This is a genomic window from Pseudomonas sp. Irchel 3A18, assembly GCF_900187465.1.
Lineage (GTDB): Bacteria > Pseudomonadota > Gammaproteobacteria > Pseudomonadales > Pseudomonadaceae > Aquipseudomonas > Aquipseudomonas cichorii.
Genome location: NZ_FYDI01000011.1, coordinates 104,233 through 120,501 on the forward strand (window position 1 = coordinate 104,233; position 16,269 = coordinate 120,501).

A 16,269-nucleotide genomic window follows, 5' to 3' on the forward strand; every position below is an offset into this window, starting at 1 on the left:
AAAACAGCTTCGTTAGGAATTGCCGATACCCTGCCAACAAGGCTCGAAAGCCTTGCGTGGGTGCAGACAATTTCTGGATGAGCGTCCCGGACACCCATTTGGGACCACTGATGAGGGTAATACTGTGCTTGAAGCCTACCGCAAACACATCGAAGAGCGTGCCGCCCAGGGTATCGTGCCCCAGCCGCTTAACGCCGAACAAACTGCAGACCTTATTGAGCTGCTGAAGAATCCTCCCGCTGGCGAAGAAGATTTCCTTGTCGACCTGATCACCAACCGCATTCCACCAGGCGTGGACGAAGCGGCGTACGTCAAGGCCGGCTTCCTGTCTGCTCTGGCCAAGGGCGAAGCCACTTCCCCGCTGATCGACAAAAAACGCGCTACCGAACTGTTGGGCACCATGCAAGGTGGCTACAACATCGTGACTCTGGTTGCGTTGCTCGACGACGCCGAACTGGCACCGGTCGCAGCCGAACAGCTCAAGCACACCCTGCTGATGTTCGATGCTTTCCACGACGTCGCTGAAAAAGCCAAGAGCGGCAATGAGCACGCCAAGGCCGTCCTGCAATCCTGGGCTGACGGCGAGTGGTTCAAGAAGCGCCCTGTACTGGCTGACAAGATCAGCCTGCGCGTCTTCAAGGTCACCGGCGAAACCAACACCGACGACCTGTCCCCGGCACCGGATGCCTGGTCCCGTCCGGATATCCCGCTGCACGCCCTGGCCATGCTGAAAATGGCCCGTGAAGGCATCGTGCCTGACGTGCAAGGCTCCATCGGCCCGATGAAGCAGATCGAAGAAATGCGCGGCCAGGGTTTCCCTATCGCCTACGTCGGTGACGTGGTCGGTACCGGTTCCTCGCGTAAATCGGCAACCAACTCGGTTCTGTGGTTCTTCGGCGACGACGTTCCTTATGTTCCGAACAAGCGTGCCGGCGGTTTCTGCTTCGGCAGCAAGATCGCCCCGATCTTCTACAACACCATGGAAGATGCTGGCGCACTGCCAATCGAATTCGACGTTTCCAACATGCACATGGGCGACGTGATCGACCTGTACCCGCATGAAGGCAAAGTCACCAAGCACAACAGCGACGAAGTCCTGACCACCTTCGAGATGAAGACTCCGGTCCTGCTCGACGAAGTACGTGCCGGTGGCCGTATCCCTCTGATCATCGGTCGCGGTCTGACCGGCAAGGCACGCGCCGAGCTGGGCCTGCCACCATCGGATCTGTTCAAGACTCCGGATCAGCCGGCTGCCAGCACCAAGGGTTTCACCCTGGCGCAGAAAATGGTCGGCAAGGCATGCGGCGTAGAAGGTATCCGTCCGGGCACCTACTGCGAACCGAAGATGACCACCGTCGGTTCCCAGGACACCACTGGCCCGATGACCCGCGACGAGCTGAAAGATCTGGCTTGCCTGGGCTTCTCCACCGATCTGGTCATGCAGTCCTTCTGCCACACTGCTGCTTATCCAAAGCCGATCGACGTCAAGACTCACCACACGCTGCCTGATTTCATCATGACCCGTGGCGGTGTTTCCCTGCGTCCAGGCGACGGCATCATCCACAGCTGGCTGAACCGCATGCTGCTGCCTGACACCGTCGGCACCGGTGGCGACTCCCACACCCGCTTCCCGATCGGTATCTCCTTCCCGGCCGGTTCCGGTCTGGTCGCGTTCGCTGCTGCCACCGGCGTTATGCCGCTGGACATGCCTGAGTCGATCCTGGTCCGCTTCAAGGGCAAGCTGCAACCTGGCATCACCCTGCGCGACCTGGTTCACGCCATTCCTTACTACGCCATCCAGGCTGGCCTGCTGACCGTAGAGAAGAAAGGCAAGAAGAACGCCTTCTCCGGCCGCATTCTGGAGATCGAAGGTCTGGAAAACCTCAGCATCGAACAGGCTTTCGAGCTGTCCGACGCTTCGGCCGAACGTTCGGCTGCCGGTTGCACCATCAAGCTGGCAAAAGAGCCGATCATCGAGTACCTGAACTCCAACATCACCCTGCTGCGCTGGATGATCGAGCAAGGCTACGGAGATCCACGCACTCTGGAGCGCCGCGCCAAGGCGATGGAAGCCTGGATTGCCAACCCTGAGCTGCTGGAAGCCGACAAGGACGCCGAGTACGCCGAAATCATCGAAATCGACCTGGCCGACGTCAAGGAGCCTGTGCTCTGCGCGCCGAACGACCCGGACGACGCACGCCTGCTGTCTTCGGTACAGGGCGAGAAGATCGACGAAGTGTTCATCGGTTCCTGCATGACCAACATCGGCCACTTCCGCGCTGCGGGCAAGTTGCTGGATCAGGTCAAAGGCCAGTTGCCAACTCGTCTGTGGCTGTCGCCTCCGACCAAGATGGACGCTCACCAACTGACCGAAGAAGGCTACTACGGCATCTACGGCAAGGCTGGCGCACGCATGGAAATGCCGGGCTGCTCGCTGTGCATGGGTAACCAGGCTCGCGTAGAACCGAACTCCACCGTGGTTTCGACTTCGACCCGTAACTTCCCGAACCGTCTGGGTGACGGCGCGAACGTCTACCTGGCTTCGGCCGAGCTGGCGTCCGTCGCTTCGATCCTGGGTCGCCTGCCGACCGTCGAGGAGTACATGAGCTACGCGAACCAGATCGACACCATGGCAGCGGACGTATACCGCTACCTGAGCTTCGATCAGATCGCCGAGTTCCGCGAAGCCGCTGCGAACGCCAATATCCCGGTCGTTCAAGCGTAAGCACGAAACACAGCGTTAAAAGAACCCCATCCTTGTGATGGGGTTTTTTATTGACCGCTCATTCATCCCGGCTTCCCGGCCGCCTCAATAAAATGCTTGCGGCGATATATTTCGCATGTTAAATAATTTACTTCACATACGAAATAAATCCCATGAAGACGACAAACCACTCGATCACCTGCCGTGACGGCTATAACGTCGAAGTAACTCTCCATAACGGCGCCAGCCCTGCAAAGGCAGTGGTTCAGATCAACCCGGCGACGGGTGTCACCGAGCGCATGTACTTCCCGTTCGCTCACTATCTGGTCGCCAACGGTTTCACGGTCATCACCTACAACTACCGGGGAGTCAGCAGGAACGGGCCTCATCCGAAAACCGTCAAGGCGGGGTTTATTTCGTGGGCTGACAACGATGTCGAAACCGTCACCCACTGGGTGTCCGGGCAGTACAGCGGTATTCCTCACCTGGCGGTGGGCCATAGCTTCGGCGGGCATGCCATCGGGTTATGCGAAAGCAGCAGCAAACTCAAGGCGGCGGTGACTGTATGCGCCCACGCGGGCTGCCTGAGATTTATAAGGCCCTGGCAGGAGCGCTTGAAAGTGGCGATCCTGCTCAAAGCCCTGGGCCCGATCAGCGCAAATTTTCTGGGCTACTTTCCGGGGCGCAGGCTGGGGATTGGCGAAGATCTGCCAGCAGATGTCATGCGCGAGTGGTCACGCTGGACCAGCCTTCGCCAGTACTTCTTTGACGACCCCTCGGTCAACGCCTCTGCCCGCTTCGCTCGACCGACGTTGCCGATTCTGGCCGTGGGTGTCGACGATGATCCATGGGCCCCCGCCGAAGCCATCGACTTGATGGCGGGACACCTGACTGGCTGTACTGTAGAACGACGCCAGTTTGGCCCGGCAGACAGCGGCGGCTCAGCGATAGGGCATCTGGGCTTTTTCCGTCAACAACATGCCGACACGCTATGGCCAGTAGTGGCAAGATGGCTGGAAACTCAGTTACCGGGTAATCCGAATGGCGCATGACCGTCGCTACGTCTATTTGTTGAATGCCGCTCAAAAGAGCCTGTCCAGATACATAGAACGGCATATCTCGAATCGAGCGGGCATCAGCGCAACCCAGGCTGGCGCTCTCTTTGTACTCAACGGGCAGGATGGGGCTCTCAGCGGCGAAGTCGCGCTGGCGCTGGATATCGCCCCCTCGGCCATGACCGGGCTGGCGGACCGCATGGTCAAGTCGGGGCTGATCGAGCGCCGCGTCGATGAACATGACAAACGCAGCTTTCGTTTGTGGCTGACGGATGCAGGCCGGACAGCGACCTTGCAGGCCACATCGGAACTGGCACCGCTGAATGAAAAACTGACCCAAGCGTTCAGCGATGAGGAAATGGAGGTTGTTTCCAGATGGCTCGCAGCAGTCAGGGATCGCAGCCAGTGACAGCCTGATTCAGACTCCGCGCCGGTCAATGACAGGCGCATGTTGCGTCATCAGCTCAGCTACCCAATCGATAAATACCCGAAGCTTGAGACTGATATGCCGGTTGGGCGGAAATGCCACGTACATCGGCATAGAATCCATGCGCCAATCCTTGAACAGCGGCACCAGATCACCCCGCTCCAGATGAGCTTTGGCCATGTAGTCTGGCACCCACAGAACACCCATGCCGGCCAGACCTGCAGCCAGGTAGGCATTGCCATCGTCCACCGCCAGCACGTAACGCCCATGGACATGAAGACTCTCACCCTCGCGGTGCATGGCATAAGGCAGGGCCTTGCCGGTACGCGCCCACAGGAAACCGACGATGCGGTGATGGGAATCCTCCAGCTCTCGCGGATGCGCAGGTTTGCCGACCCGCTCCAGATAGCTCGGTGCCGCATACACGCCAAGCCTGAGATCACCGACACGCCGAGCCATCAGGGATTGGTCGGTCAACTCGCCACCGCGAACCACACAATCCACATTCTCACCGATCACATCCACGATACGGTCGCTGACGCCCATATCGATCTGGATATCCGGGTATCGCGCATGAAACTCAGGCAGGGCCGGCATCAGAATCGTGCTGGCAAACGGGCTGGGCACATCCACCCGCAGCCGCCCTCTGGGCAAGGCCGAAGCGCTGGACAGGCTGGTTTCGGCATCGTCCAGGTCAGCCAGCAGCCTGACAACGCGCTCGTAATAAACCGCGCCATCAGCCGTGACATTGACCTTGCGCGTCGTTCGGTTGAGCAACTTGACCCGCAAGCGGGCTTCCAGTTGCTGCACCAGTTGCGTCACAGTGGTCTTGCTCATGTGCAGGGTTTCGGCTGCTTTGGTAAAACTCCCCGCCTCTACCACCCGCGCAAAAGCCTGCATCGCATCGAAACGGTCCATCTCCACCCCGAATAGCTGTTGGATTGTTTGGTTTTTACAAACAGTGATAGCTACAGTTGCTCGTTTATCGCCCGGATACAAGCCCTTAGAGTTCTCCCATCGTTAATGACCGGTCACCCCGACCTGTCGATGGAGATCAACCATGACAAAGCGTGATGCAGTTTTCCCCGCCGGACGCCTGGAGCTTTATGAGCGCAATCGCTATTCGCCTGCGATCCGCTCCAATGGCTTTCTGTTCGTTTCCGGCCAGGTCGGCAGCAAGGAAGACGGCTCGCCGGAGCAGGATCTGGTGGTACAGGTCAGGACAGCCTTCAACAATCTGAATGCCATCCTGAAAGAGGCGGGTTGCACCTTCGATGACGTAGTCGATGTCACCGTCTTCATGGTCGACCCCGAATCGAAGTTCGAGAAAATCTGGACGGTGTTCCCTGAGTTCTGGGGCCAGGCACCGCACCCGACACTGACGGCAGTGGGCGTCACCTGGCTTTATGGCTTTGATTTCGAGATCAAGGTGATTGCAAGGATTCCAGAAGTACTTGAGGGTTAAGCAATCCGCCTGGGAAAAGGTGTCACTACGGACAGGGTCATTGCACCGCCGTGACATCGAACCCCGAATGCTTCAACACCTGTAGAGCGGGAGAAGTGCTCAAGTAGTTAATCCAGGCCTGGGCTGCGTGGGGTTGCACAGCATTTTCTGCAACCGCCGCAGCAATCACATTGACGTTCTGGGCAGCATCGGGCAATGGCCCTACGACGTGAATGCCCGGCACTGCAAGCAACTCGCTCATTTGTTGCAGACCCACTTCTGCATCGCCACGCATCAGTGCATGCCCAACCAGCTCCGGCGCTTCGACAATCACACTTTTCGGCTTTAACCGGTCGGCAATACCTAATTGAGGAAACAGGGTTCTCGCCACATAAACCCCGCTCACGCCACTGGAAAATGCGACAGACCTGGCGGCAAGCAGCACGCTACGCAAGTTATCAGCAGTAGAGATATCAGGCTGAAGCGCTCCTGCCTTGATCGCCAACCCGACACGCGATGTGGCGAGATCGACTTTAGTATCGGCAAATAAATATCCCGACCGGACTAGCTCATCCAGCGCCGGGCTGAGCATTATCGCCACATCGACCACCTCGCCACTCTTGATACGCACAGGCAATGCATCGGGAGCTGCGCCATAAGAGGCCCCCCAGGAAAAAATCAGACGATGACGGGTTGATGACTCGAAATCGGCGGCCATCTTCTCGAAGGCCGGCTTCAGTGCCGTGGTAGCCAGCACATGAATATCGGCCGCATTGGCGAAAGGGCCTGATAACAGCAACCCAAAAACACTCAGTAACTGTGTGGCCCTCACTACACGGGCAAAGCATTGCATTTCATATTCCTCGACACCCGGGCTCGCAAACCAGTGCAGTCATGGAGATGACCGCACTGGCTGTCCTGTCTTATTGCGCTCTGGCTTGAAGAAGTTTGACGACAGCCTCTCCCAGGGTCGTTGCAGAGGCAGGGTTCTGGCCCGTCACCAGACGACCATCGACCACCACACGGTTCTCAAAGACCGGTGCTTCTTCAAACGTTGCGCCTGCGGCCTTCAAAGCGCTTTCCAGCTCAAAGGGAACGATCTTGTCGTAATTGCGCGAAGCCTCTTCCTCGGCTGTAAACCCCGTAAGACGACGCCCCTTGATCAGGCGCTCGCCATTGCTGAGCTTCACATCGATCAGACCTGCCGGGCCATGGCAGACGGCACTGACAATCCCCTTGTTCTCATAAATCGTACGCACGATGCCATCGAGTTCAGGATTACGAACAAAGTCCCACATCGGGCCATGGCCGCCTACCAGCAGGACCGCCGCGTATTCAGACGGGTCCACATCCGACAGTTTGAGGGTGTTGCCAAGCTTGTTGCGGTGTTCCGGGCGGGTCCAGAATGCAAGGGTCGCCTTGTCATTGAGGTCGAAACCATCGAACGGAGCCAGTCCCCCTTTGGGGCTGGCAATATCGTAGTCCAGCCCTGCCTTGTCGAAGACCTCGACCGGATGGGTAAGCTCTGGAAACCAGAAGCCCCCAACCTGGTCAGGAGTCTTTTTATCCAGACTGGAAACGACGAGCAGTATTCTTTCGCGCTTCTGATTTTCCTGGGCAAAAACGGGAGTCGCGAAAACTGCAAATGCGGCAATCGCACAGACAAGCCCCGCAAAGTACCTTGCAATCGACATGTTTACTTCCATCAAGTTATTGGCTGTTGCAATCACTGTATTCGTAACCAAAGCGATGAAATAGCCGGTCAGGGCCGAACAGACTGTTTAATAAAACAATGTAATAAGCATGAATTGGCACTGAAAAATGACGTACAGTGCACCGGTCCATGGCGCACCGAATCGGCATGAAGAAACCAGATGAACCACCCCGACAGCTTTGATGGATTGTCAGAATTTCTGGCGATATCCAGGCGACTGAGTATTCGTAAAGCCGCTCTCGATCTTGGCAAAACGCCAGGAGCGGTTAGCCAGGCCTTGCAGAAAATGGAACATCGCCTGGGTGTGCAACTCTTTCATCGCACCACCCGCAAGATGGCGCTGACAGAAGCAGGTATAAACCTGCTGTCGAGAGTCGAGCCGGCAGCACAAGCCATTGCAACAGGGCTGGAAGATGCAGCTCAGTCGGCAAAGGCTCCATCGGGAACGCTCAGGCTCATCGTGGAGCGCCTGGCCCTGCCACATGTGATAGAGCCTGTCTTACCCGCCTTTCGTGAAGCCTGGCCCAGGTTGAATGTGGACATCACCGTCAGCAATCGCCATGAGAACTTTGTCTCGGAAGGTTATGACGCGGGCATTCTGATCGGCTCATACATTGAGCAGGACATGATCGCGGTGCGGCTTTCAAAACCCTTCCAGTGGGCTGTCTTCGGGTCGCCGGAATACTTCAGGACCCACGGAAAACCGAAGGTATCCCAGGATCTCCTACATCACGAATGCATTCGGTTTCGTCGCCCGGAAAAGGGCGATATCTATCGCTGGGAGTTCGTCGAAAACAAGGAAACCGTCAGGATAGAGCCAAACAGCGCCATTACCGTCAATGACGGAGAGCTGATGCGCAGCCTGGCCGTCAAAGGCGTCGGGCTCATCTACTCCTCAACCTTTCACACCTCGCGTGAACTGGCCAACGGCACGCTCGAGCCTGCACTGCTTGATAGCTCCCCGAGTAGTGACGGGCTGTTTCTCTACTTTCCACGATCGGCCCGCAACCAGCCAAAGCTGCGCGCATTCATTGATATGTGCTCAGAAGTATTGAAGACACGGTAACCCGCAGCAATCACAACGCCCACCCCAGCGTCATCGCCGTCAGCACCAGGTAGCGCACCCCTTTCGCCAGCGTGACGATCAGCAGAAAACGCCAGAACGGCTCGCGCATGACGCCCGCGATCATGGTGATGGGGTCGCCGATGATCGGCACCCAACTGAACAGTAGCGCCCAGCGTCCGTAGCGCTTGTAAGTGTGCTGGGCCTTGTCCAGATGACGCTCGCTGACCGGAAACCAGCGCCGATGCCGAAAGCGTTCGATGGAACGCCCCAGATACCAGTTCACGGCTGATCCCAGGACATTGCCTGACGTGGCAACCAGCAGGAGCAGAACCGTTGCATAGCGCTCCGAAAGCAGCATGCCGACCAGCACGGCTTCGGACTGCAGCGGTAACAGCGTGGCAGCGCCGAATGCCACCGCAAAGAGTCCCAGATAACTTGTCAGCTCGAACATCGAGTCATACCTTAATGCTGCCGCGAAACCGGAGGAAATTTATTCGCGAATTACCGTTTTCGCGAATAAATTCGCTCCTACACAGCATCCAGAGGCGGAACCACACCTTCCGACAGCATCTTGAGCAGTCGTACCCGACGACGCTCCAGATCGTTGATCTGCTGCTCTATGGAGGCCAGCCGTTCACGTTGCGCAGCGGTGGTATCCGGGCACACCGCAGCACCTTCTATCATGCGCATGCAGTCGGGAAAGCTGCGGATCTCTGCCAGGCTGAACCCCGTTGCGATCATGCGCTGGATCTGTCTGACTTGCGTGACAGCTATCGCAGGAAACGTGCGATAGCCGTTGTTGGCGCGCATGGACTTGAGCAAACCATGCTCATCGTAATGGCGGATCGAACGCACACTGGCGCCGGTTTCTCGTGCGAGTTCGCCAATGCTCATGGTGCTTTTTGGGGTGGGCTTTGTCATGGATGCTGACCTGAGGCCGGGCAGGAAAGGTAACACGTTTTTTTGCTTGACCCTCACACTTGAGTGAGGGTTGAGACTGCGGGCAACCCTTGAACCCGGAGTCATATCGTGTCCCTTCAACCAGCTTTGCATCGCTTCTACACACTGCTTGTCTCAGCAATCCTGTTGGCCACTTCGGCGCTCGCCCAGGCGCAAACGAAAAGCTATACGGTTACAGCACCCGACGGCGTCACTCTGGCAGTTCAGGAGGCCGGCAACCCGGACGGCCCGGCCATCGTTTTCATTCATGGCCTGCTCGGCAGCCACTTGAACTGGGACGCTCAGGTAAACAGCCCGCTGCTGCAACGCTATCGAATGATCACCTATGACCTGCGCGGCCACGGCCTCTCCGGCAAGCCTTCGGATGCTCAGGCGTATGCCGACGGAAACCGCTGGGCCGATGACCTCGCCGCAGTCATAAAAGCCTCGCACGCTGAAAAGCCTGTGCTGGCGGGCTGGTCGCTGGGCGGTGTGGTCATCTCCAACTATCTGGCCAGGTATGGTGACAGCCGGATTGCAGGCGCACTGTATGTCAACGGCGTCATCGAACTGAAGCCCGAGCAGATCGTGGCGCATCCCGAGGTTTACCGGGACCTGAACTCCACCGACCTGAAGACCCACCTCGATACCGTGCGCACATTCCTTGCCCTGTGCTTCCACACACCGCCCGACACCCAGACCTTCGAGCGGTTGTTTGCCAATGCCGCGATGGCGTCCTGGAACATGCAAAAGGCTGTTCAGTCCATGACCGTGGAAGCCGCCAGGGGCCTGGGCAATGCAAAGGTGCCGGTGTTATTGCTGTATGGCTCGCGCGACGCACTGGTACAGGCCCGGCCTTCGATTGCACGCGCTACGCAACTGAATCCGAATGTGCAGAGCAAACTCTATGAACACTCAGGCCATGCTCCCTTCGTAGAGGAAGCAGAACGCTTCAATCGTGACCTGGCGGCTTTCATTGATTCAACGTCGGTGCGTTGATGGATAGGCATAGCAAGGTTTGTGGCATCGTCGTCACAAACACTCCTGCGCCGCCCGCTCGAATCGGGAAGTGATGAGCGTCGATGCCAATAGCTGGCGCTCATACAAAAACACTTTTCCGCCTGCCGGAGCCTTGTAGGCCTCAATAACGTTGTCAGCCGCTACCGGGCTGGAGACGACAATCCTGTAGTGCCGCTGGGATTGCGACAACACCGGGTTCAATGAATGTTCCTGCAGTTTGGGCATTACACACTGCACGTATTCATCGGGAGCCTTACTGGTTTGCAAAATAAGCGTCGGTTGATTCGGTGCAGAAGCGCAGCCACTCAACAACGCAAAAACGACGGCAAAGGCCGGGAGAGTTAAAAGGCGCATGTGAAGATCCTGAAATAAAAAACGGCTCATCGAGCCGTATGTCCAATGCGCGCATTTTCCATATTTATTACAGGGAATAGAATCTCTGATTTCTGATAGTCACTATCAGCACCGCCAATGAATTCAAACGTACTTCATCACTGCAACCCCATTGCCGTCAATCCTGGCGGCCCATTTCCTGGGCCTGCCAGAGCGTTTGAAACAGCCCGCCCGCGCTGCGTAATTGCTCGGGTGGGCCGTCTTCGACGATACGGCCTTGCTGAATCACCAGCACCCGATCGAACCTGGTAAGTGTGGTCAATCGATGGGCGATGGCAAGGACTGTGCGGCCGCGCATCAGGCTGCTGAGCGCTGACTGGATGATGGCTTCGGAGCTTGAATCCAGGGCGGCGGTGGCTTCGTCGAGTAACAGGATCGGGGCGTTCTTGAGAAAGGCCCGGGCGATGCCGAGGCGCTGGCGCTGACCGCCAGAGAGCATCACGCCCCGCTCGCCCACCAGCGCGTCATAGCCTTGGGGCAACTGGTCGATGAACTCGTGGCAATAAGCATTGCGGGCGGCTGCGATCACTTCCTCGCGAGTGGCCTCGGGTCTACCGTAAGCAATGTTTTCGTAGATGCTGCGGTTGAACAAGGTTGGCTCCTGAGGCACTACGGCTATCTGTCGGCGCAGGCTGTCCTGGCTGATCTGCCGAAGGTCGCGGCCATCGATGCGAATGCTCCCCGTACTGACGTCGTCCAGACGTTGCAGCAAGCCCAGCAACGTGGTCTTGCCTGCGCCGGACGGGCCGACGATGCCCACTCTTTGTCCCGGCTCGATGCGCAAGGTCAGCCCGCACAACACCTGCCTGCCGCCAGGATAGGCATAGCCAACCTCTTGCAGTTCGATGGCACCGGATGGTACGGCCCATTCCTGCTCGGTATCGCTGAGTTCGTAGGGCTTGGCGATAACGGCCAGCGTATCGCCAATGGCCCCCATATGCTGGCTGGTCTCGACCAACGCCAGCGCCAGATCCCGTGAGCCATGCAGGATGCGAAACGTCAGCGCGCTGACCATCACCACGTCACCGACGCTCACGGCCCCGCGCGTCCAGAGCAGAATGGACCAGGCCAGCATGGTCCCGGCCATGCTCGCCAGACACAGGTCATGCAGCACTCGCGCCTTTTCAACGTACATCCAGCTACGACTCTGCGCCCGTGCCTCGGTGCGGATCTTGGCATCCAGCCTCAGCCGTTCCCGATCCCGTGCCGCGAAGGCCTTGATCGTCCAGACGTTGTTGACCAGATCCACAAGCTCACCGCCCACACTGGCCGCTTGCGCCGCATATAGCTGATGACGACTGCGCCCGCGAATGCCGAAGAAGGTGATGATCGCCGCCACCAGCACCACGAAAGCCACCAGCGCCAGTGCCATCTGGATGCGTACCGTGGCCAGTATCACCACCGCGCCGAGAAAATCGACGCAGGGCGGAATGATCTTCCACAACAGCGCACTGTAGATCTGCCCTGCCGCCGCGCCGGTGGCCGAAATGCGGCTGCCCAGGGCTCCGGCGTAGTGCTCGGCAAAGTAGCGCATCGGGTGTCCGGTCAGGTGGCTGAACAGGTCCACCCGCATGTCCGCGCAACTGGCGACCACCGTGCGGCAGCCCAGCCAGCCACCCAGACGCCAGAACAGGTTTTCGATGGCGATCAGAAAGATAAACAACCCGAAGGCGAACCAGACCCCGGAACGATTCCCCTCGCCGCCCATGCTGTCGACCAGCAGCTTCATGCCGTACTGCACGGCCACTGCGCAACTGGCGGCGGCGATCACCAGCGTTGCCATACCGCCATAGGCCCATGGCCGACGCCTGGCGTAGCCCCACAGAAAACGTCCGGCATTCGGGTTGGGCGGCACACTTTGCGCAATGTTCATGCGGGCGGCCTCTTGGGAATACGTACTCGGGCTTCAGCCAGACGTAAAGCGAAGCGGGCCAGGGCTTCGCGGGTCGGCGGGTCTTCGGGGCGCAAGCCACTGGCATCGGCATAACCAAGCAGGCCGCTGTTGCAGTATCGGTCGTCATCCCAGCCGGGATAGTCGAGCACCGGGTACAGGCACAGGCCACGCAGATCGACGCCCTTGATCAATGCCAGGATTGCCTGTTCCCCGACATAATCCAGCCATGGCCCGCGCCCGATACCCTCGGTACCGGTTTCGCTGATCACCAGAGGGCGGCCATAACGGGCGTGAACTTCCATCAGCATGCCAACCAATGGCCGAAAATGTGGCTCGCCGAGACGGATCGTCGGCCCGTCCAGGTACCATTGATTATGTGGATAGAAGTTCACGCCGAGGATATCCAGAAAAGCCTCATGCCCTCCCAGGCCAGGCCAGCTTCGGCCACTGATCAGGTCCCAGCTTTCGTACTGAGCCATGCGATAGGCCTCGGCCGCTTCGACATCACCGGCCCGCTGTCGCACAGCACGAACATGAATCAATGGATCGGCATGGATGAAACGCGCCCGTGAATCGACCTCGCGAATGGCGCTCATGGCTGCAATGCTCGCACGCACCAACTGGTGCTTGAGTTCGGTGCCGCGCTTATGGCCCAGCGGATAGAAATAGCCGACCTCGCCACCGCCCCATGCCCAGAAAGAGGGCTCGTTGATCGGGCAGTAAAACGGCACGGCATCACTGGACTCGCGCACCCGCCTGGCCACCGCCTGGGCCATGCGGGCGAAACGCTCGACGAAGACCGGTCGCCAGATATCCAGATCGTCCGGATATCCGTAGTGACCGAGATCCCAGATCACCTGAGTGCCGGTCCTCGTGGCAGCCAGCAACAGCGGCTCCAGACTGCTGAAGTCATAATGGCCGGGACGTGGCTCGATCAGGTGCCAGCGCACGCCGTCGCGTACCGTGCGCATTCCATACCCGGCAAGGCTGCGATAATCCTGCTCGGCCCAGCGGTCATGCCCGGTTGAGGCAATCAGGTCCAGACGCTTCCCGTCGCCGCGACGGCTGCTGGTGCATTCAAAGCCTCCCATGAGAAAACTGGCGAACGCTTCAGGCTCGCTCATGAGAAGCGCCCTCGGCCGTTGCGCCGCGGGTCTGAGCAATACGTTGGTAAAGCGCCAACGCCTGTCCCACCACCTGATCCATGTTGTAGTACTTGTAGGTGCCCAGCCGACCGAGGAAGGTCACGCCTTCGGTGGCATCCCCCAGATCCTTGTAGCGTTGATACAGCGCGGCATTTTCCGCAGCCGGCACCGGGTAATAAGGATCACCTTCGGCGCAGGGGTATTCATAGGTCACGCTGGTTTGCGCATGCTCCTGGCCGGTCAGGTGCTTGTACTCGGTGACGCGGGTATGGGGCACCGTCTCGTCGGGATAGTTGACCACCGCCACGTCTTGAAAGCGCTCCTGCGCCAGGGTCCGGTGCTCGAAACGCAGGGAACGGTAAGGCAGACGCCCAAGGGAATGGCCGAAGTATTCGTCCACCGGCCCGCAATACACCAGATGGCCACGGGGCAATAACCGGTCGATCTCGGCGAAATCCACACCCAACAGAATGTCGATGCCCGGATGATTGAGCATTCGCTCGAACATGGCGGTGTAGCCCTGCTGCGGCATCATCTGAAAGCTGTCGGTGAAATAGCGGTCATCGGCGTTGGTCCGCGCTGGCACACGGGCAGTGACCGAACGATCAAGCTGAGCCGGATCGAGCCCCCATTGCTTGCGGGTGTAGCCACGAAAGAACAGCTCGTACAGCTCGCGCCCCACCTGACCGACCACCACGTCCTCGGCGCTGCGTATCGGGTCGACCGGCTCGGCGCGTTGGGCAAGAAAGCGCTCGGCGCCCGCCTCGTCCAGTTCCAGGCCATACAGCCGATTGAGCGTGGTCAGGTTGATCGGCACCGGCACCTGTTGCCCACGCACCTGAGCCAATACTCGATGCTCATAGGGACGCCATTCGGTGAAGCGCGACAGGTAATCGACAATCCGTTGCGCATTGGTGTGGAAGATATGCGGTCCATAGCGATGAACCAGGATCCCGGCTTCGTCCAGATGATCGTAGGCATTGCCGCCGATATGCCCACGACGGTCGATCAGCAATACTTTCAGCCCAAGCCCGCAGGCCAGTCGCTCGGCCAGCACGCTGCCCGCGAAACCGGCGCCGACGATGAGATAGTCGTAGAAGGGTGCGCCGCCTTCCCCTTGCAATTGCCCGGCACGGTAGCGGGCCTGTTCAAGTGTCAGGCGAGGCATGTGATGTGCTCCATCATGGCGTTCCAGGTGCAATCCCAGCTCATACCGGCCAGGGCCTGATCGGCCAGATGAAACAACGCATCACGGTCCTGGCGCTGGATCAGCGCGGCTTCGATGGCAGTGACGAAACCGGGGACATCTTCGGCAATGTGTACCACCGGGCAAGCGCCATAGGTGCGCACCACATCGCGGATCGGCGTACTCACCACCGGGCAGCCACCTGCAAGGTATTCAGGTGTCTTGGTCGGACTGATGAAACGTGTGGCTTCATTGAGCGCAAAGGGCATCAGCGCCACGTCCCAGCCACTCAGGTAAGCGGGCAATTCGCTGTAGGCCCTGGCGCCCAGGTAATGAATGTTGGGCAGACTCGGCAGACTGGCCAGATCGATCTTGACCACAGGGCCAAGGACCACCAGGTGCCAGTCAGGTCGCTGCCGGGCCAGTCCTTCCAGCAAGACGAGATCGAGACGCTCATCCACGACCCCGAAAAAGCCCAGTCGCGGATGAGCGATACCGGCCTGATCGGCGGGCTCGGGCAATGCCTGTCGGGCACTGGCGAAATGTTCGATATCGACACTGCTGGGCATCGCATGGACATTGCCGTGCTGGGCACGCTTGGCCTCCCACAGGCTGACGCCACCCGTGAACACCACATCCGCCAGCGCCAGCAGACGCTGCTCGCGTTCAAGCAACTGTGGCGGCGCCCCCTTGAATGCCGAGAGCTCGTCCATGCAGTCATAGACAGTGCCACGGGCCGACAGATGCTCGCTGAAGCCCAGGCTCATGGGTGTGAAATACCAGCGCAGCAAAACCTCGCGTGGATTGCGCAGCAGGTAATCATCGAGCAGCTCGCGAAGTTGCTGTTCGGTCTGCTCGGCATTCAGCCCGGCAGGCAGATACGGCGTCGCCACCGTCACACCATTGGCCTGAAGAAACAGTTGCAGATGAGCCTGCTGACCCTCGGCTGTCAGTGGCTCCTCGAAAAACAGTACATCGTAGCGCCGCGCCATGCGCGTCATCAGGTGTTGAGGGCGCTGGTAGACAAATCCCCAGCGTAAATGGGAAAGGCAGACAAGCAAGGGACGCATGTTGACAACAACTTCATGGCCTTCGGCCAAATGCTCTGCGACGGGGTATGCAGCCGGGGTTGGAATCATGAGGTTCTCTCCAGAGCAAGTGATGTCGTGGCGATGAGCAAGACACCCGACACAGAGTTATGGACGAGTTCGCTGCGCTGAGCGTTCAGTCGGCACACCTTGATGGCCGACCAGTGACATGACCGTCCGGCCAATTCCCGGAA

At 58.9% G+C, this 16,269-nt stretch carries 16 protein-coding genes; 6 read left to right on the plus strand and 10 right to left on the minus strand.

Annotated elements, in window-relative coordinates; all coding sequences use genetic code 11:
* Positions 1-124: 124 nt before the first annotated feature.
* From acnB to CKW23_RS19810, 3 genes are all read left to right on the plus strand, one after another.
* The gene (gene acnB, locus CKW23_RS19800; RefSeq protein ID WP_025259203.1) at positions 125-2,725 is read left to right on the plus strand and encodes a bifunctional aconitate hydratase 2/2-methylisocitrate dehydratase; all 2,601 of its coding nucleotides are present in this window, start codon (positions 125-127) and stop codon (positions 2,723-2,725) included.
* Between the two features lie 152 nt (positions 2,726-2,877).
* Positions 2,878-3,756 (plus strand): alpha/beta fold hydrolase, encoded by an 879-nt coding sequence (locus CKW23_RS19805; RefSeq protein ID WP_025259202.1) that lies wholly within the window; start codon positions 2,878-2,880, stop codon positions 3,754-3,756.
* Positions 3,746-4,168: a MarR family winged helix-turn-helix transcriptional regulator gene (locus tag CKW23_RS19810; protein WP_025259201.1), complete on the plus strand. Its 423-nt coding sequence runs from the start codon at positions 3,746-3,748 to the stop codon at positions 4,166-4,168. The genes CKW23_RS19805 and CKW23_RS19810 overlap by 11 nt, the downstream gene beginning before the upstream one ends.
* A gap of 9 nt (positions 4,169-4,177) precedes the next feature.
* Here CKW23_RS19810 and CKW23_RS19815 read toward each other — a convergent pair whose 3' ends face one another.
* The gene (locus CKW23_RS19815) at positions 4,178-5,104 is read right to left on the minus strand and encodes a LysR family transcriptional regulator (protein WP_025259200.1); all 927 of its coding nucleotides are present in this window, start codon (positions 5,102-5,104) and stop codon (positions 4,178-4,180) included.
* 142 nt (positions 5,105-5,246) lie between these two features.
* On the opposite strand from CKW23_RS19815, the gene CKW23_RS19820 reads away from it, so the two are divergent.
* The gene (locus CKW23_RS19820) at positions 5,247-5,651 is read left to right on the plus strand and encodes a RidA family protein (RefSeq protein WP_025259199.1); all 405 of its coding nucleotides are present in this window, start codon (positions 5,247-5,249) and stop codon (positions 5,649-5,651) included.
* Positions 5,652-5,688: 37 nt separating this feature from the next.
* Here the strand turns inward: CKW23_RS19820 and CKW23_RS19825 are convergent, their stop codons facing one another.
* Together CKW23_RS19825 and CKW23_RS19830 are read right to left on the minus strand one after the other, a co-directional pair.
* The gene (locus CKW23_RS19825; RefSeq protein WP_159918438.1) at positions 5,689-6,387 is read right to left on the minus strand and encodes a substrate-binding domain-containing protein; all 699 of its coding nucleotides are present in this window, start codon (positions 6,385-6,387) and stop codon (positions 5,689-5,691) included.
* 166 nt (positions 6,388-6,553) lie between these two features.
* A complete protein-coding gene (locus tag CKW23_RS19830; RefSeq protein WP_025259198.1) occupies positions 6,554-7,324 on the minus strand; it encodes a type 1 glutamine amidotransferase domain-containing protein in 771 nt (256 codons plus the stop codon).
* A gap of 180 nt (positions 7,325-7,504) precedes the next feature.
* Here CKW23_RS19830 and CKW23_RS19835 point away from each other — a divergent pair, with 180 nt between their 5' ends.
* Entirely contained in the window at positions 7,505-8,410 is a 906-nt protein-coding gene (locus tag CKW23_RS19835; RefSeq protein WP_025259197.1) for a LysR family transcriptional regulator, read from the plus strand.
* Positions 8,411-8,420: 10 nt separating this feature from the next.
* On the opposite strand, the gene CKW23_RS19840 is transcribed toward CKW23_RS19835, so the two are convergent.
* Together CKW23_RS19840 and CKW23_RS19845 are read right to left on the minus strand one after the other, a co-directional pair.
* Positions 8,421-8,861: a YqaA family protein gene (locus tag CKW23_RS19840; RefSeq protein ID WP_025259196.1), complete on the minus strand. Its 441-nt coding sequence runs from the start codon at positions 8,859-8,861 to the stop codon at positions 8,421-8,423.
* A 77-nt stretch (positions 8,862-8,938) separates the two neighbouring features.
* Complete coding sequence (locus tag CKW23_RS19845; protein ID WP_025259195.1) at positions 8,939-9,331, minus strand: MerR family transcriptional regulator; 393 nt, start codon at positions 9,329-9,331, stop codon at positions 8,939-8,941.
* A 108-nt stretch (positions 9,332-9,439) separates the two neighbouring features.
* Between CKW23_RS19845 and CKW23_RS19850 the strand changes: the two genes are divergently transcribed.
* A complete protein-coding gene (locus CKW23_RS19850) occupies positions 9,440-10,348 on the plus strand; it encodes an alpha/beta fold hydrolase (protein ID WP_025259194.1) in 909 nt (302 codons plus the stop codon).
* Positions 10,349-10,381: 33 nt separating this feature from the next.
* Here CKW23_RS19850 and CKW23_RS19855 read toward each other — a convergent pair whose 3' ends face one another.
* From CKW23_RS19855 to CKW23_RS19875, 5 genes are all read right to left on the minus strand, one after another.
* The gene (locus CKW23_RS19855; protein ID WP_025259193.1) at positions 10,382-10,723 is read right to left on the minus strand and encodes a hypothetical protein; all 342 of its coding nucleotides are present in this window, start codon (positions 10,721-10,723) and stop codon (positions 10,382-10,384) included.
* A 157-nt stretch (positions 10,724-10,880) separates the two neighbouring features.
* Positions 10,881-12,635, minus strand: a complete 1,755-nt coding sequence (locus tag CKW23_RS19860) for an ABC transporter ATP-binding protein (RefSeq protein ID WP_025259192.1) — start codon at positions 12,633-12,635, stop codon at positions 10,881-10,883.
* Positions 12,632-13,780 carry a beta-galactosidase gene (locus tag CKW23_RS19865; protein WP_025259191.1) on the minus strand — a complete coding sequence of 383 codons (1,149 nt, stop codon included), beginning with the start codon at positions 13,778-13,780 and terminating at the stop codon, positions 12,632-12,634. Before CKW23_RS19865 ends, CKW23_RS19860 begins: the two co-directional genes overlap by 4 nt.
* The gene (gene glf / locus CKW23_RS19870; RefSeq protein WP_025259190.1) at positions 13,767-14,969 is read right to left on the minus strand and encodes a UDP-galactopyranose mutase; all 1,203 of its coding nucleotides are present in this window, start codon (positions 14,967-14,969) and stop codon (positions 13,767-13,769) included. Before glf ends, CKW23_RS19865 begins: the two co-directional genes overlap by 14 nt.
* Positions 14,957-16,057, minus strand: a complete 1,101-nt coding sequence (locus CKW23_RS19875) for a glycosyltransferase family 1 protein (RefSeq protein WP_074568957.1) — start codon at positions 16,055-16,057, stop codon at positions 14,957-14,959. Before CKW23_RS19875 ends, glf begins: the two co-directional genes overlap by 13 nt.
* Between the last annotated feature and the right edge of the window lie 212 nt (positions 16,058-16,269).